Here is a 22,742-nt window from a genome sequence, read left to right as displayed (position 1 = left end):
GGGAGTATTTTCAAAAAAGATGAAGAGGTGGTTTGAAACCACACTTTGGCTTGAGGGAGGCAGGTATGTTTCAGTCTTTTGAGGTGACAGCGCGGCCCGAACAGGGACCTCCGCGATTGGCAGCTTTGCGGCAGGAATTGAAGCGCGAAGGGTTGGACGGGTTTCTGGTGCCGCGCGCGGATGCGCATCAGGGTGAGTATGTGGCCCCTCGGGACGAACGGCTGGCGTGGCTGACCGGATTCACCGGCTCAGCCGGGTTTTGCGCCGCGTTGCAGGACGTGGCCGGGGTGTTCATTGACGGGCGCTACCGGACGCAGGTCAAGGCGCAGGTGGCGGAGGACTACACTCCGGTGCCTTGGCCCGATGTGAGCCTGAGCAGCTGGTTGAAACAGCAGTTGCCGAACGGGGGATCGGTCGGATTTGACCCTTGGCTGCATGCCACCGGTCAGATCAAAGCCGCGCAAAAGGACCTTGAGGGAAGCGGGATTGAGTTGGTGCGCTGTGCCAATCTGGTGGACCGGATATGGCAGGATCAGCCCGCCCCACCGATGAACCCGGTCAAGGTACATCCGATTGAGTTTGCAGGGGAAACCGCTGAGAGCAAAATCACCCGACTAGCCGAAGGGCTGCGCGACGGTGGGCGTAGCGCTGCGGTGATCACCCTGCCCGACTCGATCATGTGGTTGTTGAACATTCGCGGCTCGGACATTGCTTACAACCCGGTCGCCCATGGCTTTGCCATTCTACATGCGGACGGGCGTGTTGATCTGTTCATGGCTGCTGCAAAACTAGGCGAAGTGGGGGAGCATCTGGGCCCTCAGGTTTCGGTTCATGAGCCTGATGGCTTTCTGGACGCTGTTGCTGCGCTGGAAGGTAAGGTTCAGGTCGATCCGGGCACAATGCCTCAGATCGTGGCGGATGCGCTTGGGGACCGAATGGTTGATGGTGGCGACCCCTGCGCCCTGCCCAAAGCACGCAAGAACCCAGCCGAGATCGCAGGCAGTGCCGAAGCCCATTTGCGCGACGCTGTTGCCGTCGTCGAAACGCTGTACTGGCTGGATCAGCAGACGCCGGGGCAGATCAGAGAAACGCAGGTCGTAACCCGTTTGGAAGAGGCCCGGCGGCGGGACAACGCGCTGCAGGATATCTCATTCGACACCATCGCCGGAACCGGTCCAAACGGGGCGATCATGCACTACCGCGTGACGGAAGAGACCGACAGCACCCTGCAGGACGGTCATCTGTTGGTGCTGGACAGCGGCGGGCAGTATCTGGACGGCACCACCGACATCACGCGCACCATCGCAATAGGTGAGGTCGGAGAGACCGAGAAGGCCTGCTTTACCCGCGTGCTGAAAGGCATGATCGCCATGTCGATGCTGCGCTGGCCAATTGGACTGGCTGGGCGCGATATCGAATGCGTGGCGCGCGCGCCGCTTTGGCAGGCGGGGCAGGACTTCAACCATGGCGTCGGTCACGGGGTCGGCGCGTATCTGAGCGTGCATGAAGGCCCGCAACGCCTGTCGCGTGTCAGCCATGTACCCTTCGAGCCCGGCATGATCCTGTCGAACGAACCTGGCTATTACCGCGAGGGTGCGTTTGGCATCCGGATCGAAAACCTGATTGTCGTCGAGGAAGCACCATCGCTGCCCGACGGCGATGCGGAACGGGCCATGTTGCAGTGGCGCACGCTGACCTATGTGCCCATCGACCGCCGCCTGATCCTGGTCGACATGCTGACCGCGCAGGAACGGGATTGGCTGAACAGCTATCACCGCGACGTTGCGGAAAAAATCAGGCCAAGGCTGGGCGAGGACGCTCAACTGTGGTTGGATGCCGCAACTGCGCCAGTCTGACATCAGACTGTCACATAAAATGGGCAAAGGAGAGGCCCTGACAAGAACGAGGGAAAAGACATGGTTGAAATCACGATCACCGAAGCACCCGGCAAATGGAGCGTCCGCTCGGGTGGGGCAATTCTGGGCGAAAGCTCGAACGCGCTTGAACTGCGCGAAGGTGATCTGGACCCCGTGATCTACTTCCCCCGTTCTGATATTGCGATGGCCTTTCTGGATCGTACGGACAAGGTGATTCACTGCCCGCACAAAGGCGATGCCACGCATTTCTCGATCGTGAACAAATCCTCGGTCACCGAAAACGCGGCCTGGAGCTTTGAGGCCCCCGGCAAGGATACGGCCGGACTCAAAGACTATCTGGCTTTCTACCCGGTCGACTCGGTCAAGGTCGAACAGATCTAGGGCCTGAGTTGCCTAGTTTCATCTGTCAGAAACTGTAGCTGTACCCAAGAATGAGCGAATGCGACGAGTAGCGGCCATCCGTGAAATCTGTCGGGATGAACACTTGGGTCGTGGCGAAATCAAGATCGCCGGTCGTCTTGTAGCGATACCCGATGTCGATGTTTCCGCGTTCCCCGACTTGGAAGCGGCCGCCAAACCCCAATTGCCCCGCGATAGCGGTGTCACTGTCATCGACCAAAGTGCTGCCAGCACCGGATTGACCGTCGTGGGACACCCGCGCAAACCCGATCCCCCCGCCAACATAGGGCTTGAACCTGCCCTGAACCGGGACGTCATACCAAAGGTTTACCATCCCGAATGTCGCATCAAAGCTTCCGTCGTACTGGGTGAACGGGCGGCCGATTTCCTTTGTATCATTCGAGGCGTGTGAAAGCTCGAATTCGGCCCTCAGATTTGGCGCGACTCTCATTCCGACGGCCAGTCCGTAGGAGATTCCAGTGTCGATTGTGATGGTGCCTTGACCGACCACGACTGAAGGAATCGTTTGGAAGAAATCAAAATCATAGTCGCCCATATCGGTAACACCGAGAAAGCCAGTGACATACGGCGCCTCCTGCGCGCGAGATGGGGCAGCTCCAATCACCGAGATCGCAACCGCCGCTGTCAGCCAAGAAAATCGTTCGTAAGACATGCCCAAACCTCAATCAGAGTGACTTTCATGAAAATTTCGTCAATCAGGCTAGGAGACACCGCACTTTCAGACAATGTGTTCAATTCAAAGAGAAGCCCGTAGTGGCCCGCCCGCCACCAAAACCTCATGAGTGTTCCTCAGCCGCTGTCCCCGCCAGCAAAGAGGTCGCGATCAAGATCGAGCGCATAACAGGGAAGTCCGACCTATCGCACATAGAAAATGGGCAAAGCGGTGAAGGCAAGGCAATGCGCGAAGGCAGGAAAAACACAAAACCCGCCGCCGGCCAGAGCGCGCGGGATGCGGCTGACCACCCAGCATCGCATTGGTCATGGGAAATCTGCTCTGAAAATACCCTCTCTGTTTTCCAGACCTCGCCCCTCAAATCAACGATCGCGGGTGATCACGCGCCAATCACGCAGCTGTTTCATGCAAGTCGGTGCGTTTGCCCTCATACTAAGCGCGAAAAAGGATCGGAGGGTGCCATGTCTGTTTCTCGTCGCCAATTTGTTGGAATGGTCGGAGCCAGCGTGCTTGCACCCACCGCGAGCTGGGCGCAGGAAGACCCTGTGCTGGACGCGCTGCACAGCACGTTGCGCGGCGGTCGCACGGATTTCGAAGCCAAGATGGCCTTTCTGGTAAAGCGTGGGAACCCGGATGTGGTCCCTGCCCTGATATCCGCGATGCGCTTCACCGACCGGCGGCGGGACGATATCGTCGAGGTGATGGAGACTCTGACCGGAGAGCAACGCGGCACCGACTGGTTCGACTGGATGCTGTGGCAAGAGCAGAACCCTCAGATCGTCCCCCACCCCTCGTTGATCCCGTTCAAACGAGAGGTCCTGCTGCGGATCGACGACAATTTCGACCTGTTCCTGCGTCCCGAATACCTGCAGCGCGAGCGGATGAAGATCCGGCTGGAGGAGATCACCTGGGGCGGCGTGCGCAAGGATGGCATCCCTTCGCTGGACAATCCGACGCTGATCTCGGCCTCAGGCGCCGACTATCTGAAAGGTGATGATCTGGTCTTTGGGGTCTCGATCAACGGTGACGTACGCGCCTACCCGCTGCGGATCATGGGCTGGCACGAGATGTTCAACGAGGTGATCGGCGGCGTGCCGGTGGCGCTGGCCTATTGCACCCTGTGCGGGTCGGGCATCTTGTTTGAGACGCGAGTGCCGGGGCGGCGGAAACCGTTTGTCTTCGGTTCCTCGGGGTTCCTGTATCGCTCGAACAAGCTGATGTTCGACAGGGAGACGCATTCGCTGTGGAACCAGTATACCGGCAAGCCCGTGGTCGGCCCGTTGGTCGACAGCGGGATCGAGCTGAAGCAGCGCCCCGTGGTGATCACGACCTGGGACAGCTGGAAAACCTCTCACCCGGACACGCGCGTCTTGTCGCTCAGCACCGGGCATCGTCGCAACTATGGCTCGGGCGTGGTGTATCGCGAGTATTTCGCCTCGCCCGAATTAATGTTCCCGGCTTTGGTGGATCAGTCCGAGCATCGCCAGAAGGACTACATCTTCACCATCCGCCAATTCGGCGCCGCGCGGGCCTGGCCGCTGGACGCCTTCGACCGGACCCGAGTGATCAACGATGCAATCGCGGACCGACCCTTGGTTTTGATCGGCAACTCAGACCGTCGGACAGTGCGCGCCTATGAGCGTGCGGGCCACCGGTTCAAAGCATCAGGCGGAGGTCTGGTCGATGAGAGTGGCCGCAAATGGACCTTGTCCGAAGAGATGCTGATCGGGCCGGATGGCACGCAATTGCCGCGCGTGGCCGGGCATATCTCTTATTGGTTCGCGTGGGACAACTATCTGGGCGACGCGGCCAGCGTGTATAACGGCTAGGAGTGTTCCTCGGCCGCTGTCGCAGCCAGCGCCCGGTTGTAGGCCTTCAAAACGTCGATGTGATAGAGCGCACCAACCGGCGTCTCTGTCCCGTTTTCGTCCATGACGATCACGGGGATACAAGGAATATCATCGCGGTCGAAATAGGGCATCGCCGCCTCAAGTGTCGCGCTTGCCTTGACGCAGAGGCCTTTTTCGATCAGCTCCCGCGCTTCCTCCTTGGTGATCGAGCGCGCGTCGCCAATGGGTCGCATTACTGCCCCTGCGCGCAGCATCGCCAGAAGATAGGCCTGTGGTCCCGCCGCCAGATGCACATTGCGACGCTCGAGCTGAGTCAGGAAGAACGACCGGTCCACAAGGCGTGAGGCCAAGGCGGTAGACATCGACACAGATACCATCACCGCCAGACCGATCTGCCAGTCTCCGGTCAGCTCGAACACAATCAAAGTGGTCGAGATCGGCGCGCCCAGAACCGCTGCAGCGACGGCGCCCATTCCAGCAAAAGCGTAGAGGGTATGGGTACCGGATACGTCCGGCAGCAATCCGGTGGCGATCAGCCCAAAGGCCAGCCCGGTCAGCGCTCCGATCATCAGGGAAGGCGAAAACACGCCTCCGCCCATGCGCCCGCCCATGGTGATTGCCACGGCCACTGTCTTGATGACCGCAAACAGGATCGCTGTGGTCAGCACCAGATCACCGGTCAGGGCGCGGATCGTCGTTTCATACCCAACGCCAATGATATGCGGGAACCAGATGGCCAAAAGGCCCAGCATCGCACCCGAAACCGCCGGGCGCAGCCACCCGGGCAGGGACAATCGGGCTTGAACATGATTGCCGAAATCCTCTGCGAAAAAGATCGAGCGCATCAGAAGCAAGGACACCAACCCGCAGATCAGCCCGAGGATTAGGAAGGCAGGCAGTTCGACGTAGAATTGCAATGACCCGGGCGTATCCAACGTGAACTCGGTAACGTCGCCATATTCCAGCCGGTTGATCACCGTCCCCGCGACCGAGGCAATGACGATGGGTGCAAAGGCGTGGACCGCGAAATGGCGCAAAACGACCTCAAGCGCAAACAGCGCGCCTGCGATGGGGGCATTGAAGCTGGCCGAAACCGCAGCGGCCACAGCGCATCCCAGCAGGTCGCGCCCGGTGATTCCGTCCGCATGGATGCGGTCGCTGACCCAGGTCGAGATGACCCCGGCCATATGCACCACAGGCCCTTCCCGCCCTGTGGAGCCGCCGGTGCTGAGCGTAATCAGCGAGGCAAAGAACGAGGCGATGCCCGCCTTGGTCTCGACCCGCCCATCGCTGACCGCCGCCCCTTCGATCACATCCGCGACCGAGCGGACACGGCCATCGTCGGTAAAACGCGTGAGGATCAGGCCCACGATCACCCCACCTATGATCGGTATGATCAGCACGATGAACCAAGGCAGCTTCTCGGCGTGGCTGTGCAGCAGCAGGATATCCTCGGTATCGTAGATATAGGCCTGCAGGCTGCGGATCGCCTTGCGGAACCCAAGCGCCATGAACCCTGCTGCAATCCCGATCGCCAGAGCGATAAACCAGAACTGAATCTGACTTGGCCCCCGGCGACGCATCACCCGCAACGCATCCTTGATCGCGGCCAGAGCCTGATTGAGCTGGTTGCGCAGAACGGTGCGGGTTGATTGGGTCATTGGCTCTCGGGGATCATAACTTAACCCTTAGTAAGCCACGGCGGGGTCTGAGAAAAGTAAGTTAGCGACGGTCAGGCCAGCAGAGTGCGCCAAAGACGCATTAAGCCTCCAACAAAGCGCGAGCGGCCGCGCGCGCTTCTTCCGTGATCGTATCGCCTGAGACCATGCGGGCAATTTCATCCACGCGATCTATTTCGGCCAGGGGAACTACGGTCGAAAGGGTCTGGACATCTGTGACCTGCTTCTGCACGCGCCAGTGATGGGCCGCGCGCGCGGCGACCTGAGGGGAATGCGTGACGACCAGAACCTGCCCGCCTTGTGCAAGAGAGGCCAGCCTGCGGCCCACTGCATCGGCTGTCGCGCCGCCCACACCCCGGTCGATCTCGTCAAAAATCATGGTCCGGGCACTGTCATCGCCGGACAGGCAAACCTTCAACGCCAGCAGAAAGCGGCTGAGTTCCCCGCCTGAGGCGATTTTGTTCAGCGGTCCCGATGGTGCGCCTGGATTGGTGGCAACCGTAAAGGCCACCGCGTCGGTGCCCTCGGGTCCGGGATCGGACTCGGTAAGTTCTGTCCGAAACACCGCGCGTTCCATTTTTAGCGGTGCCAGCTCACCCATGACGGCCTGATCCAATTGTACAGCCGCCGCTTGACGCGCAGCGCTGAGATCTGCCGCAGCCGTATCATAGCTCGCCTGTGCCGCCTCGACCGAAGCGCGTTGGTCGGCCAGATCGGCGTCACCTGCATCCAGCTTACCCAAGCGTTCACGCAGAGTATCGGCAAAGGTGCCCAAATCATCCGGGGCCACATCATGTTTACGCGCCAGTGCTCGGATGGCGAACAAACGCTCCTCGGCGGCTTCCAGTTCGGCGGGGTCGAAGTCCAGCGCTTGAAGGCAGGCGTTCACACCATCCTGCGCCTCGCCCAATTCGATCATGGCCCGGCCAAGCGCTGCAATCGGCTCCTCCAACTGACCACCTGCAGAGTCCGACACGCCCTCGAGCCAGCGTGTCGCATCCGACATCGCGCCTTCGGCCCCGTCACCTCCCAGCAGGTCAAATGCGCGAGCAACGTCGTCGCGGATACGCTCCGCCCCTTGCATCATGCGGCGGCGGGCATCGAGATCAGCGTCTTCTCCGGGTTGCGGATCGAGCTTGTCCAACTCAGCCACGGAATGGCGCAGGAATTCCTCTTCAGCGCGCATGGCTGCCAAAGCGGTCTCGGTCTCGGCCAGTGCTTTGCGGCTGCGCGACATCTCCGACCAAGCCTGACGGACCTTGGCCAATAGTTCCGAGACCTGAGCGTAGTCATCCAGCAGAACACGGTGCCCACGAGGGTTCAGCAATCCCCGGTCATCATGCTGCCCATGCAATTCGATCAGTGTTTCCGACAAAGCCCGCAGAACCTCACCTGAACAGCGGCGATCATTGACCCAAGCGGTTTTTCGGCCCTCTGCCGTGTTGACGCGGCGCAGGATCAATTCTTCACCACCCGGCAAACCAGCCTCAGACAGAACAGCATGGGCAGGGTGGCCCTCGGGCAATTCGAACTCGGCTACGACCTCGCCCTGCGCAGCGCCTTGGCGAACCAGTTCAGCCCGTCCGCGCCATCCAAGAACGAAGCCCAGCGAGTCCAGAAGGATCGACTTGCCCGCGCCGGTTTCACCGGTCAACGCGTTTAAGCCCGGCTGAAAACTCAGTTCCAGCCGGTCAATGATCAGCATGTCGCGAATATCAAGGGCGCGCAGCATCGGGTCTTTAGCGTCCCAAGCCTGATGACATGGCGATTACAACCACTCACCTTTGATCGTCTGGCGATAGATCGTGCTGAGCCAGTTGTTACCACGGCTCTTCAGATCCAACCCACGCGAGGTCAGAAGCTTGTACCCATCATCATACCATTCCGAGGACTGGTAGTTGTAGCCGAGGATCGCACCTGCCGTCTGCACCTCATCAAACAAGCCGAGCGACAGATACGCCTCGATCAGGCGATAGAGCGCCTCGGCCGTGTGAGAGGTGGTCTGGAAGTCCTCAACCACGACGCGGAACCGGTTGATGGCCGCGACGTAGTGATCCTGACGCAGGTAGTAACGCCCGATCTCCATCTCCTTACCCGCCAGATGGTCAAAGGCCAGATCGAATTTCAGCACGGCCGAGGTGGTGTATTCGCTGTCCGGATAAACCTCGATCACGGTGCGCAGCGCTTGCAGGGCCTGAAAGGTCAGTCCCTGATCGCGGCCGACTTCGTCAATCTGGTCATAATAGCTGAGCGCCAGAAGATACTGCGCATAAGCCGCATCTTCGTCGGTTGGGTAGAAGTCGATATAGCGCTGAGCCGCGGCACGGCTTTCTTCGTAATTCTTGTCGGCGTGGAACGAAAACGCCTGCATGATCAGCGCACGTTTGGCCCAATCGGAATATGGATACAGACGCTCAACTTCCGAGAAATACCACGCCGCGTCGTCCGAGCGATTCTGCGACAGCTCATATTCACCGCGTGTGTAGATCTGTTCCGGTGTGAACCCTTCAAGGTTCTGATCCCGATCCGCGCCTCTACTACTGAACAGGCCACCTGCGTCGCTGCAGGCGCTCAAAACTGCTGCCAGAAGAATCGCGCTTGCGAATCTGACTGCCGCTTTGCTGCCAACCATACCGCTCATCCTTAGTCGTCTTACTCACAGGATCCCAACCGGATCGAGCCTTGGTCTAGCACAGAAAATTCCGGTGCAAAACGCCTTATCCACCCGCTGGCGGAAATGTCGTAAGAGTTGATCAGATCAGGCGACAGCAGGGATTTCGGCGGCAATCAGGCCCTGACCGGGCAGACGGGCGGCCTGCTCGGGGGTACACAGGATCGGACGAACCGCGCCGGGCGTTTCAAACAATGTGCGCAGCAGCGTGTTGGTCATGGAATGGCCCGACTTGTCACCGGTGAAGTGACCCAGAATCGGACCACCAGCCAGATAGAGATCACCCAACGCATCCAGCATCTTGTGGCGCACAGCTTCATCCGCGTGGCGGAACCCGCCGGGAGTCAGAACCTCGGTGCCTTGAACGACCACAGCGTTTTCCAACGTCCCGCCCAAAGCCAAACCATTCTCACGCATGGTTTCGACGTCAATCCGGCGACAGAAGGTGCGGCTATCGCTGAGCTCGCGCACGAAGGACCCGTTACGCATATCCAACGTTTTCGTTTGGCTCCCAATGGCGGCGTCTTCGAAATCGATATGGAAATCGATGATCAGCCCATCCGCAGGCTTGATCGAGGCACTGGCCCCCTCACGCGACGCCGTCACAGGCTTCAACACTTCGTAGGCCAGAACCGGGCTGGCCTGGCGGCGAACGCCTTTCGCCATGATGCCGCGCACAAAGTCGATCGAGGATCCGTCCATGATCGGAACTTCGGGCCCGTCAATTTCGATCAGGGCGTTGTGAACTCCGCACCCGGCAAGCGCTGCCATGATGTGTTCAATGGTCGAGACGGAAACACCGGCCTCATTCACCAGACGGGTGCAAAGCGGCGTACGCTCGACCATGTCGTAGACTGCAGGGATCAACGCATTGCCCAGCTCAATATCCGTCCGTTTGAACCAGATCCCGTGACCGGCGGCTGCCGGTTTCAGAACCATGACCGCAGGCTGACCGCCATGCAGTCCAACGCCGTTAAACGTAACCGGAGATTTGAGCGTATGTTGCAAAATGGGCCTCAGAGCGTGGTGTCCAGCCTATGCGGGCTGTGTTGGACCCTGAGTTAAGGAAGAGACCCCGAAGGCTCAACTCACTCTTTGCAACTGAATGAAACATGAATGTGACAGATCGGCAAAACCCTGCTCAGGGTTATTTAAGATCCTGTAAATCATGAAAAAAGGGCCGCCTTTTGGCGACCCTTTACGATGATTTTGTTACTGCGATCAGTTGGCTTGACGGCGCAGGAAGGCCGGAATTTCGATGCGATCCTGATCCGGATCAGCCTCGTCCTGGACTGGTGCCGTAGCGTCAGCCTGGCGCATTTGCGGCTGATGACGCGGCGGTTGCGCAGGCGTATCTGCCGCGTGGCCGGTCATCCGGTCGATCAGACGATTGAACCCGAAGCGGGGGCGCTCTTCGTGTTCTGCCTGCGGCTGAGGGGCCGGTTCCTGAGGCCGCGTGGCCGTCAGGCGCTGCGCCGCTGAGGGGACATTCTGAACGGCGGCCTGAAGGCGCTGCAGCGCCTCGGGCGAGGGGGTGCCGGCAGAATGCTGATGTGGCGCAGCGTAGGTTTCGGAGGTCTCTTCAACGGGTTCCGGCTGCGGCTCGAACTCGGCCACGCGCGGTTGGTAGGCCGGAGGTGGAAGACCGTCATCATCTTGCTCAACACGCGGCTGGAACTGGCTTGAGGCCGGCTCTTCCGCCGCTTCGAACAGTGATGGTTCACGGTTTTCGGTCTGAACCGGCGCCGCCTCGGCTGCGACGGGTGCCTCTTCCTGAACCGGCTCTTCTGCGGAAACCGTGCGCGTCAGAGGCTCGGACATCGAGCGGCGCGCGACCGGCTCTTCCAAGGTTTTCTCGCTCGCGTCGATGCCAGTGGCGACGACCGAAACGCGCATGCCACCTTCCATTGCTGTATCCAGCGTCGAGCCGACGATGATGTTCGCCTCGGGGTCCACTTCCTCGCGGATACGGTTGGCGGCTTCGTCCAGCTCGAACAGCGTCAGGTCGTGCGACCCGGTGATGTTGATCAGCACACCCTTCGCGCCCTTGAGGCTGATTTCGTCCAGCAGCGGGTTGGCAATGGCTTTCTCGGCCGCCTGGATCGCGCGATCTTCACCGGTTGCCTCGCCTGTGCCCATCATCGCCTTGCCCATCTCGTCCATCACGGCGCGCACGTCCGCGAAGTCGAGGTTGATCAGGCCCGGACGAACCATCAGATCGGTCACACCCTTTACACCCTGATACAGAACGTCGTCCGCCATCGAGAACGCCTCGGTGAAAGTGGTCTTTTCATTGGCCAGACGGAACAGGTTTTGGTTGGGGATGATGATCAGCGTGTCGACAACCTTTTGAAGCGATTCAACGCCGTCTTCGGCCTGACGCATGCGCTTGGCCCCTTCGAACTGGAAGGGTTTGGTGACAACACCAACCGTGAGCACGCCCAGCTCACGCGCGGCCTGCGCGATGATCGGGGCTGCACCCGTACCGGTTCCACCACCCATACCCGCGGTGATAAAGCACATATGTGCGCCCGCGAGATGGTCGACAATCTGCTCAATGCTTTCTTCGGCGGCAGCGGCACCAACGGTCGGACGGGCCCCTGCCCCCAGACCTTCGGTGACCTTCACGCCCAACTGCACCCGCGCCGAGGACTGGCTTTGCTGCAGCGCCTGCGCGTCGGTGTTCGCGACGACGAAATCCACGCCGTCCAGCTGCTTTTCAATCATGTTGTTGACTGCGTTACCGCCCGCGCCGCCAACGCCAAATACTGTAATCCGAGGCTTCAGTTCGTCGTGCCCGGGCATCGAAAGATTCAATGTCATGCTCTGTCCGCCTGTATTTTTGTTCCGCCAAAGCGGTGTTTTTCTTTACCTATCCGTCTTCGATTCTAGCGATGTGATGCGTAAAGGTCACGTCAAAAATCACGTGATTCCACAAAATATGGACGAAATAAGGCAGCAACCGGCGGCATTTCGCAGGCTTTGCCAAATATAGCGGAAACAACGCGGATCACTACAAGACACAGGAAACCCGAGCAGTGAACGACCTATGCGTCACGCCCCGGATACGAACCAAAACTAATGCGGAAAACTGCTCAATGTCCTGCCGCAAGACCTCTGACGGGTCCTGTGGATATCTTGAGGGATAAATCAGGCCTCCGCAAGGTGTTTTTCAACTGATTGGGGCACTTGGACAATTCAGGCTGTGATTGGTCATGCTGCGCACCTCCTGGATTTCCCCTTTGCCCAGATCTGCCAGCCGGACCATCAAACGGCCCTGATATTCGAACGGCCACCAGCAGACGGGAATGCCGTCTGTATCATCGTCATAGAGAAAACAGATCTGCCCATTCGGTGTTGTGATCTGACCGTAGACACATCCCCCACCCTCGACCCGCCAGACCGAGGTCTTGCGGTTCAGGAACTGCTCGGTTCCCACCAGATCTCCGCTACGGATTTCGTGGAACTGCACCGTTTTGCCAAGCACAGCATCCAGAAACGTCTCAGGTGAGATGACGGACTGCGCCGAAGCGAGGCCGGGCGCAAGCGCCACGCACAAGGCGCGGCGCAGAGTTCTACCAATTGTCACGGAACCACCGAACGGCGCGCTTGAACGGGCGCGCGGCATAGGTGTCGACCGGGATTTCGAAATCCCACCATTCGTCCTGTGGATGCGCCGCAAACAGGCTGAGACCAACGGCCGAGGAAAAGCCCGGGCCGGTCGCAGATTGCGGCAGGCCGTGAACGCGCAGCGGGCGGCCCAGTCGAACGCGCTGGCCAAGTATACGGGTCGCGAGGCCGTCCAGCCCCATGATCTGACTGCCCCCACCGGTAAGCACGATCTGCTGGCTGGGCATATGTTCGAACCCGGCCGCATCGAGGCGGACGCGCACCTCTTCCAGAATCTCTTCGACCCGAGGGCGCATGATCCCGATCAGCTCGGCCCGGCTGACGGTGCGACGATCATGTTCCCAGTCGCCGGTATCGCCGCCGATATCGATCAGGTCGCGATCGTCGGCTCCGGTCGCGTGGACACCGCCATTGAATGTCTTGATCCGCTCGGCCACGGCGGTCGGCACGCCAAGGCCCATCGAGATATCCTGTGTGACGTGATCACCGCCCATGCGCACGCAATCGGCGTAGATCATGTGCTTCTTCATAAAGATCGACACGCTAGTGGTGCCACCGCCCATGTCGATACAGGCTGCGCCCAGTTCTTGCTCATCCTCGACCAGTGCCGAGATTCCCGAGACGTAGGCTGAATTCGCAATCCCTGCGAGCTCCAGATCGCAACGCTTGATGCAGCGGACGATGTTCTGGATCGCAATCGCGTCGACGGTCAGCATATGCATGTCGACGGCCAGAGATTGCCCCATCTGCCCCCGCGGGTCGATCAGGCCCGAGCGGTTGTCCAATGCGAAATTCACCGGTTGGGCATGCAGAACCTCGCGCCCCACCCCGTAATCCGGGACATCGCAGGCGTTCAGAACACGGCCAACCTCGGCCTCGGTCACAAGCTGACCTTCCAGATCGACCTGCGCGTCCAGACCATAGGAACGCGGGTTCGCGCCCGAGAAACAGGCGATCACGTGATCGACGCGGATATCGGCCATCTTCTGCGCGGCTTGCAGGGCGGTGCGGATCGCACGCTCGGTTTCCTGCATGGCCGTGACTTCGCCAAACTGCACTCCGCGTGAGCGGGTGGTCGCAGCGCCAATGACCCGGAACCCGGTCTGCCCGGCCATCGAGCCGATGGTGTTGTCCTCACTCAGCCGCCCAGTGCCATCAAACCGCAGCACGAGGCACGAGATTTTCGAGCTACCTACATCCAGAATGGCGATAACGCCCCGCTGCATCGCTTGTCTGCGCATTTGTCGCATGGCGCGTTGGGACTGATAAAGATCGGTCATCATGGTCGTTACTGCCCGTTACCCACTGTCACTTTTGTATTCCACCAGTCTTCGCTGGCGGCTTTGGTCATTCTGATAGTTGGCCGCTGTCCGAGGCGCATATCCACCACGGCCACGTCACGCTCCAACAGGTCCTGCACTTCGTTCACGGCCAGCACCCGCTCGAGCGCGCGCACTGACCGGTCCGTCGGCAGCATGATGCGCTGGCCGCGATCCAGCACCAGATCCCAGCGCCGCTCGCCAATACGCACCAAGCCCCGAACACGGGTGCCGAGGCTGCGCGAGGTGCGGAAAATCTCAAGCGCTTCGGCGACATGCTCATCCGCGCCTTTGCCCGCGATCAAAGGCAGGTCGCTGTGATCCTTGCGTGAGGTGATCAGGTCGACATGAACGCCGGTCTCATCCAAAAGCTCGACAGACTCTCGGGTGCGCCACACGATGACAGGCTGACGCTCGACAACGTCCACCTGCAGGATGCCACCGGGCCGAATGCGCACTGTGGCCGATTTCACCGGATCAAGCCCGGTAATCGTGTCGCGCATCTGTTCGACATCCAGATCCCAAGAGCTGATCGGGAAATCCAGCGGCACCACTTCGCGAATGTCATCCGACAGGCCGGGACCTGCGCCATCAATGGCCATCAGATTGACCATGAACTCAGGACGTTCCTGAATCGAGGTGCGTATGTCGGCGATATAGGTATTGAGCGCCTCGCGCCGCTCCTCGGACGCAAAGTAAAGACCAACGGCAGCCGCAACGGCGCAGACCGGTAAGCCCAGCTTGACGCCCATGCGGATGCCCGGTGTCAGCATCCAACGCTGGAACCGGTAGCTGAGGCGCGAGGGTGCCGGGTCAGACCGCCGCGCGGTGCGGTTGAACAGCTTCACACCGCCCAAACGCAGAACAGGCTGCGTATCATGGGATTCGGTATCGGCGGATTCGAAATCGGCATCCGGCCCGGCCAGAGGTTTGGCCCGATGGATCACTGGCGCGCGGGTGGCTCTTAGCGGTCGCATGAGGCGTCCTCCACCATCCAGGCACAGAGCTGGCCGAACGTCATACCGCAATGTTCCGCCTGTTCCGGCACAAGAGAGGTTGGCGTCATACCGGGCTGCGTGTTGGTTTCCAGCAGGAACAAACCATCCGCGCCCATGGTGTCGTCCCACCGGTAGTCGGTCCGGGTCACGCCGCGACAGCCCAAAGCGTTATGCGCTTTCAAAGCGTAGTCCATGCAGCGGTCGAAGATATCCTGCGGAATGTCCGCGGGCAGCACATGCCACGAGCCGCCGGGCTTGTATTTGGCATCGTAGTCGTACCAGCCGCCGTCGGTCATGATCTCGGTCACGGTAAGGGCGCGATCACCCATAACGGTCACCGTCAATTCACGTCCGGCAACGTATTTCTCGACCATGATGTGATCGGGCATATCCTCCGACAATTGCGGAGGACCATTCGACCCTTCGTGGACGATGTAAATACCGACGCTCGACCCTTCGTTGTTGGGCTTGGCGACGTAAGGCGGCTCCATCACGTGAACCTCAACCACCTCGACCTTGGGCACGATCACGCTGGGGACAATGGGCAGCCCTTCGGCCTGATAGACCTCTTTGCTGCGCTGCTTGTCCATCGCCAACGCCGAGGCCAAAACGCCTGAATGGGTGTAGGGAATACGCATCCACTCCAGCAGACCCTGCACGCAGCCATCCTCGCCCCAGCGGCCATGCAGAGCGTTGAAGACCACATCCGGCTTGATATCCAAAAGGCGCGCGTAGAGGTCGGGACCTGCGTCCAGCTCAACCACTTCAAAGCCTTCTCCCACAAGGGCGGCTGCGCATTCGCGCCCAGAGCTGAGAGACACCTCGCGTTCCGCCGAGGGGCCGCCCATCAATACCGCCACTTTGGGGTTTGTCCTGCTCGACATACCCAACGTGCGCCTCAATGTCCCCGGACCTTATGTGGTGGTCCGTACTGCGTTTATGCCTTTGATCCGTCGCCGTTAATTGCCTGTTTTGGTCTGACGGTTGGGGCTTTATTCTTTCAGCGGATCACCGACCCGCATGATTTCCCACTCTAGCGTGATGCCGCTTGTTTCGTAAACCTTTTTTCGCACCTCTTCACCCAAACCTTCGAGGTCCGCGGCGGTCGCCTCGCCCGTATTGATCAGGAAATTCGAGTGCTTGGGGCTCATCTGCGCGCCGCCTTTCATAGCCCCACGCATGCCCGCATCGTCAATCACTTTCCATGCCTTTAGGTCATGCACATCATCCGCCTTCCCGGTCGAGGAGAACCCGGCCGGATTGCGAAAGGTCGAACCGGCGCTGCGGTCTTTGGTGGGCTGGGTCTCGTCACGCTTTTGCAACTGCGCCGCCATTCGGGCATGAAGCGTGTCGGGTTCACCTTCAGGGCCTTCGAAACTTGCCGAGATCAGCACTGCGCCGTCAGGCAGATCGGATTGACGGTAGCGAAAGTTCAGGTCCTCGGGGCCAAGGTCCATCACCTCTCCCTGCCGCGTCACTATGGTGGCCTTTTTCAGAACATCCGCCGTGTAGCTGCCATAACACCCAGCATTCATCCGAACGGCCCCACCGACCGAGCCCGGAATCGTGCGCAAAAAGGTTAGATCCACACCAGCATCCGCCGCTTTACGCGCCACATGCGCATCCAACGCCGCAGCACCTGCGGTGACCGAAGTGCCCTCGATCTCAATCCCGTTGAAGCCCCGCCCCAGCCGGATCACCACGGCGCGCAATCCGCCATCGCGTACAATAAGGTTCGACCCGACGCCCATCGGGAAAGTCACGACATCATCGGGGAGTTCGCGCAAAAAGCCCTGCAGGTCTTCAACATCCGCAGGTTGGAACAAATAGTCAGCCGGACCGCCGACACGCAGCCATGTCAGGTCGCTGAGGCTTCGGTTTTCGGTTAGTTTGCCGCGAGGAACAGGAAGAACAGTCATAGCTGCTAACTCGCGGATTCAGAGGGAGTTGGCAACCTGTATCCGCAGTGAAGCGGTCAAATCCGCCGACGCAGCCACCGCCCCAGATAAATCACCGGCCAGCGCAAGATCGACATACCCATCACCAGCACGATCAGCCCGACCCAAGGGCCGTTCTCATAGGTGACATATCCAAGCAGAGGGATCCCGACCGCGATCAGGACGTAGGCGCGGGTCCAGTGGTTGTCCCTGCTGGGGATCATCGCCAGCAAGTTCGCAACAATGCCCCAAAGGGCTGCGAGGGCGAGAGAGAAGCTCATTCCATCACCTCTCCGCGCACCCATTTGCGCCAGTAAAAGCGGATCGGTCTGCGGAACATCGAGACGAATCCTCCAAAGGCCAGAACCGACAAGACCCATCCATGGTCATAACCCAGCCAGATGATCATCACCGGCGCGCAGAGCAACAGGACAATCCCCGGAGGGAATTGCAGTCGCATCGGCAACAAGGCCACGATAGTGGCGCTGATCACCCAAAGGGCGGCAAATATGGTCGAATAGTCCATTGTCCCCTCCTGTGACGTGGTCTTGGCAATAGGTCACACACCCTCAGGTTGTGCAGTAAATAAGATCAGCCGTCAAACAGCCTGTTTTCGTTGCAACCGCTCAGGCAACCCGTTCGCCCATGCGCTGATGGTCCCGGCACCGAGACACACGACCATGTCGCCCGGGCGGGCTTGTTCGCGGACCAGACGCTCCAGATCGTTTTCGTCCAGCAAGGCCCGCGCATGGCGGTGACCGTGACGGATGAGGCCCTGCACCAGATCATCGCGCGACGCACCCTCAATCGGATCCTCTCCGGCAGCGAAGATATCGGCGATGGCAACAACGTCAGCGTCGTTGAAGCAGGTGCAGAAATCATCGAACAGGTTGGACAAGCGCGAATAACGGTGCGGTTGGTGAACGGCGATCACGCGGCCCTCGGTGGCTTGGCGGGCCGCTTTCAGGACGGCAGCGATTTCGACCGGGTGGTGGCCGTAATCGTCGATGATGGTGACGCCGTCGATCTCTCCGACCTTGGTGAAACGGCGGTTGACGCCGCCGAAATTGGCCAGAGCCTCGCGAATTTCGGATGCTTTCATGCCCAGATGACGTGCCACCGCAACTGCCGACAACGCGTTCGAGACATTGTGATCACCTGGCATCGGCAGAGTGCAGCCTTCTATCACCTTGTCTTCGTATTGCAGGTGGATATCGAAATGCGCGACGCCGCCCTTGTAGGTCAGGTTTTCGGCCCGCACATCGGCCTGCGCGTTGAAGCCATAGGTGCGCACGCGGCGGTCGGTGATGCGCCCGACTAGCGCCTGCACTTCGGCATGATCCGTGCAGCACACCGCCAGACCGTAGAAAGGCAGGTTCGATACGAACTCATAGAACCCGTCGCGCAGCGTATCGAAATCACCCCAATGCTCCATATGCTCGGGGTCGATATTGGTGACGATGGCGATGGTTGCGGGCAGGCGGTTGAAGGAACCGTCGGATTCGTCGGCTTCGACCACCATCCATTCGCCCTGCCCCATGCGCGCGTTGGAGCCATAGGCGTGGATGATGCCGCCATTGACGACCGTAGGGTCGAAATCTCCGGCCACCATCAGCTCGGCCATCATCGTGGTCGTGGTGGTTTTGCCATGCGTCCCGGCGATCGCGATGTTCGAGCGCAAGCGCATCAGTTCCGCCAGCATGTCAGCGCGACGGACAACCGGCAGGCCCTGCGCACGCGCTTCGTCAAGCTCCGGATTGCCCGGTTTGATCGCGGTGGATGTGACGACTACGGCAGCGTTTTGCAGATTTTCGGCCTTCTGCCCCACAAATATCTCGGCCCCCAGAGACGCCAACCGATCCGTGATCTTCGACGCTTTCAGGTCAGACCCCTGCACCCGGTAGCCAAGGTTCAGCAACACCTCGGCGATCCCCGACATCCCGATCCCGCCGATCCCAACGAAATGGATCGGTCCTACGTCCTGCGGCAGTTTGGTTGCGGGGGTCATGTGGTCTCCTTCTGCGCCAATTGCTCGACAAGGGCGACCAGACGCTCGGTGGCGTCGGGGGCTCCGGTCGAGAGGGCGGCATGGGCCATTTTCTGTGCGGCTTCGGGGCTGGTCAAAACCGTGGTCATTTGCTCGGTCAGTGAGGGAACGTCAAGCGCCTTTTCGGGGATCATGATCGCCCCACCCGCTTGCACCAGCCCTCGGGCATTGGCGGTTTGGTGATCCCCTGCAGCGGCGGCAAAGGGGATCAGGATCGACGGGCGGCCGATGACCGAGATATCGGCCACGCTCGATGCGCCCGAACGGCTGACGATAAGCTGCGCATCCGACATGCGGCGCGGAACGTCATCAAAGAACTGCTGAACATCCGCGCGAATACCGTGATCGGCGTAGAAGGCCGTGACCCTCTCTCCATCCTCGTCGCGGGCCTGATGCGAAACGCGAATGAACCCGCGTAGGAATTCGGGCAAAGCGGCAATTGCTTCGGGCACCACGTCGCTTAGGATACGCGCGCCCTGGCTGCCACCCATCACCAGCACCGACATCGGATACTCGCCCGGCGGGATATAGGGCGCACCGGCCCGCTCCAGCACCGAGGCCCGGACCGGGTTACCCGTGTGAATGCCGCTGGACCCTTCGGGCAGATCGGTCGGCCAAACACCGCAGGCCACTTGGGCCACGCGTGTGGCGAAGAGCTGGTTCACACGCCCCAAAACGCCGTTCTGTTCATGGATCATACGCGGCAGTTTCAGCAGTGTTGCCGCGCCCAGCGCCGGGATCGACGGGTAGCCGCCAAAGCCCACAACCACATCCGGACGGTCGCGCAACATCTGCATCGCCATGCTGGTCACGCCGCCCGCAATCTTCGGCCCCACCAGCGCCTTTGCGGCCAAGCCGCCGCGTGCGAAAGTGGCCGATGACGCCTCGACAATCTCGGTCGTGTGCGGGAAGCCCCCAGTATAGCGAGCACCCCGGGGATCGGTCGACAGACGCACGCGCCAGCCTTTTTGCAACATCGCTTCGGCCATAGCCTGCGCCGGGAACATGTGGCCCCCGGTGCCGCCAGCCGCAATCAACAGGTAAGGTTTGCCCATCAGCCTCGTCCGCGCAGAATATCACCAAGCTCACCCTGTGGGCGCGAGCGTGTGAAGGCCAGCAACATGCCGACCGCAATACCGCCCGCAATCAGGGATGAACCGCCATAGCTAACAAAGGGCAGCGTCATGCCCTTTGCGGGCAACAAGCGCACGGCCACACCCATATTGATCATCGCCTGAACGCCAAACATACACGCCAAGCCAGTGCCAGCCAGACGGATGAACATGTCCCGCTCACGCATCAGGCGCATCAGTGAGCGCACAACGATAATCGAATACAGCGCGATGATGATCAGCACCAGGATCAGCCCATATTCCTCGGCCGCCACAGCGATGATGAAATCCGTATGCGCGTCGGGTAGAGACCATTTGACCTGCCCCTCCCCCACGCCAACACCAAACAAACCGCCCTCGCGGATGGCGTTGGTCGCGTAGCCCAGCTGAGTGGTCGGATCGACCTCTTGGTTCAGAAATCCGTCGATGCGGCGGGCAAAGTGGTCCGAGTTGGAATAGGCGAACATCCCACCCAGAACGACCACTCCGGCCATGCCAACCAGCAAAAGCATCGGCGCTCCGGCCACGAAATACATCACGCCCCAGCCAAAGAGGATCAGGCAGGCTTGCCCGAAATCAGGCTGCATCACCAGCATGCCAACAATCGCCATACACAGCGCAAAGGACCACAACCGCCCCGGAGGGCCGTTAATCTCTTGCGAGGCTGCCAGCAGCCACGCCGCAACGACCACAAATCCGGGCTTTAGAAACTCGGACGGTTGCAATGAGGCGAAGCCCAGTGAGTACCAGCGCACGGCCCCTTTTCCGAAATCCGTCCCGAAGACCGGCAGGAACGCCAGCGCCACGAAGGCCCCCAGAAAGCCCAGCACCGCCAGACGGCGCAGCAGTGTCGGAGACATCATCGAAGTCAACAACATCGCGATCAGCGCCAATCCGCCGAAGAGCGCCTGTCGTTCGACATAGTGGAACGGATCGAACCCGTTGCGCCCGGCCAGAGGCGGCGATGAGGCCAGCCCCAGCAACAATCCGATGACAAACAGAATCAGAACGCAGGACATCGTCCAGCGATCAATCGTCCGCCACCACTTTGGTAGAATCGGTTCCCCGCGCTGGTCCTGGACCGCGCCATACACCATCTCAGTCATGAGATACCGCCACTTACTGCCTCACTCGCGTCCCGTTTTCGGGATCTGTGTGAGAGTCTACAGGGAAATTGGCGTTTGGGCTAGGGAAATGAGCCGTGCAAACGAAAAACCGCGCCTTAACGAGATGTCATCCGCCCCTGCTAGCCTGAGCCTTTCTTTGAACCACTGGCTTACCGTTTTTCACGTGACGCTGCACCAGATTGCGCATTTGGCGCCCACGTCTAGGGACCAGTCGCGCATGTTCAGGCTCGTGGGTGTCTAAAAACAATTGCGGGAAAATTTGCCGCAATTCTTCGACCCCATCCTTCCCGATCGCCCTAAGCGCTTCGGGACCCGTGAACAAGCTTTCCGTCGGCGCGCCCTCGGCAAAGATGACCTCATGGCGGTCAAGGAGAAGATGGATATACGTAACCGTCGCGCCGCTTGTCTGCACTGAAACACCGGGCAGATCGAGCAGTTTGCAAGCCGGAACGAAGACTTCATTTTTGGAGAACATGCGCTCAGCAATGGCTGACCTGACCAACATGCGGTGTTGTGGCGAGACGCAAAGATCACGCGCAGGCACTCCCTGCCCCAAAGCACCCTTTGCGATATGGATCGGCCTTAGCTTGGGTTTCAGCGTCAGATCTATTTTGTCGAGGCTTTGCTTGCCAATCCAACGGATCGGTTGAGCGCCGTTGTCCTGGGTAAGAACAAAATCACCCGGGTCAAGATCGTCAATTAATCGCGGGCCGTCGGGTGTATCGATCAAGGTGCCCGAAACGAAACAAGGTACTACCGTATCGACATCAATATCGGGGCCGTTATCGATAACCCCGTTGACCGTCAGAGGTGTGTTCAGCGGTGGAACAGAGCCATCAAGAAACCCAATGAAGAAACCGGATTCCGCATTGATGACGTTCGAGTTTCCATTGCCGTCGATGTCATAGTCGAAAATACCGATCTGGTACGTATTGGTGCCGTCAGTGACTTCGATGGTAAAGTCCCAGAAGATCACATTGCCGTTGAAGGTCTGCGTTGGATCGTTTGGAAACTCGTTGTTCTGATCATCACCATCGATGATTGTAGCGTCGGCCCCATCCCCGATGGTGATCTGGCTGTAGGCCGAAATCTCGAAGACAACGCCTGTCGGATCGAAGGTAACGTCATTCGCAGACAGATCAGTATCGGTTCGGAACGCGCCGAAAACATTGGTCGGCATGGTTTGGATACACTCCGTAATACGGGAAACAACTCGGAACTTGGCACTTTTCTACCGTCACATAGGCCAATGTAACAGATGGTAGACCTCACACTGACTCAAAATACACGAATCTGTTGCTGTTCAGGCGCTCTCGGCTGCGGAAACTGCGCCTTTCGCCTGATACAAGCTGGCCTTTGTACACGCTCTATTTTTGCGCAGGTGTCTTACCAGAGCTTGCCA

The 22,742-nt window shown here is 59.8% G+C and carries 20 protein-coding genes; 3 read left to right on the top strand and 17 right to left on the bottom strand.

All coding sequences use genetic code 11. The features are described 5' to 3' along the window. Nucleotides 1-65: 65 nt before the first annotated feature. Nucleotides 66-1,856, top strand: coding sequence for an aminopeptidase P family protein (locus J7394_RS00305; protein WP_209250189.1), 1,791 nt, complete (start codon nucleotides 66-68; stop codon nucleotides 1,854-1,856). A 60-nt stretch (nucleotides 1,857-1,916) separates the two neighbouring features. Further along, complete coding sequence (locus tag J7394_RS00300) at nucleotides 1,917-2,258, top strand: DUF427 domain-containing protein (RefSeq protein ID WP_209250188.1); 342 nt, start codon at nucleotides 1,917-1,919, stop codon at nucleotides 2,256-2,258. Nucleotides 2,259-2,283: 25 nt separating this feature from the next. Here J7394_RS00300 and J7394_RS00295 read toward each other — a convergent pair whose 3' ends face one another. After that, nucleotides 2,284-2,949, bottom strand: a complete 666-nt coding sequence (locus J7394_RS00295; protein WP_209250187.1) for an outer membrane protein — start codon at nucleotides 2,947-2,949, stop codon at nucleotides 2,284-2,286. Nucleotides 2,950-3,431: 482 nt separating this feature from the next. Here J7394_RS00295 and J7394_RS00290 point away from each other — a divergent pair, with 482 nt between their 5' ends. Then, on the top strand, nucleotides 3,432-4,799 hold the full coding sequence (locus tag J7394_RS00290) for a DUF3179 domain-containing protein (RefSeq protein ID WP_209250186.1): 1,368 nt from the start codon (nucleotides 3,432-3,434) through the stop codon (nucleotides 4,797-4,799). On the opposite strand, the gene J7394_RS00285 is transcribed toward J7394_RS00290, so the two are convergent. The 16 genes from J7394_RS00285 to J7394_RS00210 form a co-directional block, all read right to left on the bottom strand. After that, complete coding sequence (locus J7394_RS00285) at nucleotides 4,796-6,481, bottom strand: chloride channel protein (RefSeq protein WP_209250185.1); 1,686 nt, start codon at nucleotides 6,479-6,481, stop codon at nucleotides 4,796-4,798. The two genes, J7394_RS00290 and J7394_RS00285, sit on opposite strands and share 4 nt — an antisense overlap. A 100-nt stretch (nucleotides 6,482-6,581) precedes the next feature. After that, the gene (gene recN / locus J7394_RS00280; RefSeq protein ID WP_209250183.1) at nucleotides 6,582-8,231 is read right to left on the bottom strand and encodes a DNA repair protein RecN; all 1,650 of its coding nucleotides are present in this window, start codon (nucleotides 8,229-8,231) and stop codon (nucleotides 6,582-6,584) included. A gap of 36 nt (nucleotides 8,232-8,267) precedes the next feature. Next, nucleotides 8,268-9,131, bottom strand: a complete 864-nt coding sequence (locus J7394_RS00275) for an outer membrane protein assembly factor BamD (RefSeq protein ID WP_209250182.1) — start codon at nucleotides 9,129-9,131, stop codon at nucleotides 8,268-8,270. Between the two features lie 126 nt (nucleotides 9,132-9,257). Next, nucleotides 9,258-10,178 carry a UDP-3-O-acyl-N-acetylglucosamine deacetylase gene (gene lpxC / locus J7394_RS00270; protein WP_209250181.1) on the bottom strand — a complete coding sequence of 307 codons (921 nt, stop codon included), beginning with the start codon at nucleotides 10,176-10,178 and terminating at the stop codon, nucleotides 9,258-9,260. A gap of 213 nt (nucleotides 10,179-10,391) precedes the next feature. Then, complete coding sequence (gene ftsZ, locus J7394_RS00265; protein ID WP_209250180.1) at nucleotides 10,392-11,993, bottom strand: cell division protein FtsZ; 1,602 nt, start codon at nucleotides 11,991-11,993, stop codon at nucleotides 10,392-10,394. 349 nt (nucleotides 11,994-12,342) lie between these two features. Further along, nucleotides 12,343-12,759 (bottom strand): hypothetical protein, encoded by a 417-nt coding sequence (locus J7394_RS00260; RefSeq protein WP_209250179.1) that lies wholly within the window; start codon nucleotides 12,757-12,759, stop codon nucleotides 12,343-12,345. Beyond that, entirely contained in the window at nucleotides 12,746-14,080 is a 1,335-nt protein-coding gene (gene ftsA, locus J7394_RS00255; protein WP_170483816.1) for a cell division protein FtsA, read from the bottom strand. Before ftsA ends, J7394_RS00260 begins: the two co-directional genes overlap by 14 nt. An 8-nt stretch (nucleotides 14,081-14,088) precedes the next feature. After that, on the bottom strand, nucleotides 14,089-15,096 hold the full coding sequence (locus J7394_RS00250) for a cell division protein FtsQ/DivIB (RefSeq protein ID WP_209250178.1): 1,008 nt from the start codon (nucleotides 15,094-15,096) through the stop codon (nucleotides 14,089-14,091). Next, nucleotides 15,084-16,001 (bottom strand): D-alanine--D-alanine ligase, encoded by a 918-nt coding sequence (locus J7394_RS00245; protein ID WP_209250177.1) that lies wholly within the window; start codon nucleotides 15,999-16,001, stop codon nucleotides 15,084-15,086. Before J7394_RS00245 ends, J7394_RS00250 begins: the two co-directional genes overlap by 13 nt. 108 nt (nucleotides 16,002-16,109) lie before the next feature. Continuing rightward, on the bottom strand, nucleotides 16,110-17,036 hold the full coding sequence (gene murB / locus J7394_RS00240) for a UDP-N-acetylmuramate dehydrogenase (protein WP_209250175.1): 927 nt from the start codon (nucleotides 17,034-17,036) through the stop codon (nucleotides 16,110-16,112). A gap of 56 nt (nucleotides 17,037-17,092) precedes the next feature. After that, nucleotides 17,093-17,335, bottom strand: coding sequence for a DUF2484 family protein (locus J7394_RS00235; protein WP_209250173.1), 243 nt, complete (start codon nucleotides 17,333-17,335; stop codon nucleotides 17,093-17,095). Then, nucleotides 17,332-17,580 (bottom strand): DUF2484 family protein, encoded by a 249-nt coding sequence (locus tag J7394_RS00230; RefSeq protein WP_209250171.1) that lies wholly within the window; start codon nucleotides 17,578-17,580, stop codon nucleotides 17,332-17,334. Before J7394_RS00230 ends, J7394_RS00235 begins: the two co-directional genes overlap by 4 nt. A gap of 72 nt (nucleotides 17,581-17,652) precedes the next feature. After that, a complete protein-coding gene (gene murC, locus J7394_RS00225) occupies nucleotides 17,653-19,062 on the bottom strand; it encodes a UDP-N-acetylmuramate--L-alanine ligase (RefSeq protein ID WP_209250169.1) in 1,410 nt (469 codons plus the stop codon). After that, nucleotides 19,059-20,156 (bottom strand): UDP-N-acetylglucosamine--N-acetylmuramyl-(pentapeptide) pyrophosphoryl-undecaprenol N-acetylglucosamine transferase, encoded by a 1,098-nt coding sequence (locus tag J7394_RS00220; RefSeq protein WP_209250167.1) that lies wholly within the window; start codon nucleotides 20,154-20,156, stop codon nucleotides 19,059-19,061. The genes murC and J7394_RS00220 overlap by 4 nt, the downstream gene beginning before the upstream one ends. Beyond that, nucleotides 20,156-21,319 (bottom strand): putative lipid II flippase FtsW, encoded by a 1,164-nt coding sequence (gene ftsW, locus J7394_RS00215; RefSeq protein WP_209250166.1) that lies wholly within the window; start codon nucleotides 21,317-21,319, stop codon nucleotides 20,156-20,158. The genes J7394_RS00220 and ftsW overlap by 1 nt, the downstream gene beginning before the upstream one ends. A 127-nt stretch (nucleotides 21,320-21,446) precedes the next feature. Next, nucleotides 21,447-22,520 (bottom strand): Hint domain-containing protein, encoded by a 1,074-nt coding sequence (locus tag J7394_RS00210; RefSeq protein ID WP_209250165.1) that lies wholly within the window; start codon nucleotides 22,518-22,520, stop codon nucleotides 21,447-21,449. Nucleotides 22,521-22,742 lie beyond the last annotated feature (222 nt).

Origin of the sequence: Ruegeria sp. R13_0 (assembly GCF_017743995.1) — a bacterium.
Classification (GTDB): Bacteria; Pseudomonadota; Alphaproteobacteria; order Rhodobacterales; family Rhodobacteraceae; genus Ruegeria.
Note: the sequence above shows the minus strand (reverse complement) of the source record. Positions and strands in the feature narration are given on the sequence as shown.

Bases quoted from the DNA above. Each gene is read 5' to 3' on its own strand.
- ftsW (WP_209250166.1), bottom strand. From the start codon at position 21,319: ATGACTGAGATGGTGTATGGCGCGGTCCAGGACCAGCGCGGGGAACCG.
- murC (WP_209250169.1), bottom strand. From the start codon at position 19,062: ATGACCCCCGCAACCAAACTGCCGCAGGACGTAGGACCGATCCATTTC.
- J7394_RS00285 (WP_209250185.1), bottom strand. From the start codon at position 6,481: ATGACCCAATCAACCCGCACCGTTCTGCGCAACCAGCTCAATCAGGCT.
- J7394_RS00235 (WP_209250173.1), bottom strand. From the start codon at position 17,335: ATGAGCTTCTCTCTCGCCCTCGCAGCCCTTTGGGGCATTGTTGCGAAC.
- murB (WP_209250175.1), bottom strand. From the start codon at position 17,036: ATGACTGTTCTTCCTGTTCCTCGCGGCAAACTAACCGAAAACCGAAGC.
- J7394_RS00230 (WP_209250171.1), bottom strand. From the start codon at position 17,580: ATGGACTATTCGACCATATTTGCCGCCCTTTGGGTGATCAGCGCCACT.
- J7394_RS00245 (WP_209250177.1), bottom strand. From the start codon at position 16,001: ATGTCGAGCAGGACAAACCCCAAAGTGGCGGTATTGATGGGCGGCCCC.
- J7394_RS00295 (WP_209250187.1), bottom strand. From the start codon at position 2,949: ATGTCTTACGAACGATTTTCTTGGCTGACAGCGGCGGTTGCGATCTCG.
- J7394_RS00220 (WP_209250167.1), bottom strand. From the start codon at position 20,156: ATGGGCAAACCTTACCTGTTGATTGCGGCTGGCGGCACCGGGGGCCAC.
- J7394_RS00275 (WP_209250182.1), bottom strand. From the start codon at position 9,131: ATGGTTGGCAGCAAAGCGGCAGTCAGATTCGCAAGCGCGATTCTTCTG.
- recN (WP_209250183.1), bottom strand. From the start codon at position 8,231: ATGCTGCGCGCCCTTGATATTCGCGACATGCTGATCATTGACCGGCTG.
- J7394_RS00300 (WP_209250188.1), top strand. From the start codon at position 1,917: ATGGTTGAAATCACGATCACCGAAGCACCCGGCAAATGGAGCGTCCGC.
- ftsZ (WP_209250180.1), bottom strand. From the start codon at position 11,993: ATGACATTGAATCTTTCGATGCCCGGGCACGACGAACTGAAGCCTCGG.
- J7394_RS00305 (WP_209250189.1), top strand. From the start codon at position 66: ATGTTTCAGTCTTTTGAGGTGACAGCGCGGCCCGAACAGGGACCTCCG.
- J7394_RS00210 (WP_209250165.1), bottom strand. From the start codon at position 22,520: ATGCCGACCAATGTTTTCGGCGCGTTCCGAACCGATACTGATCTGTCT.
- J7394_RS00290 (WP_209250186.1), top strand. From the start codon at position 3,432: ATGTCTGTTTCTCGTCGCCAATTTGTTGGAATGGTCGGAGCCAGCGTG.
- J7394_RS00250 (WP_209250178.1), bottom strand. From the start codon at position 15,096: ATGCGACCGCTAAGAGCCACCCGCGCGCCAGTGATCCATCGGGCCAAA.
- ftsA (WP_170483816.1), bottom strand. From the start codon at position 14,080: ATGACCGATCTTTATCAGTCCCAACGCGCCATGCGACAAATGCGCAGA.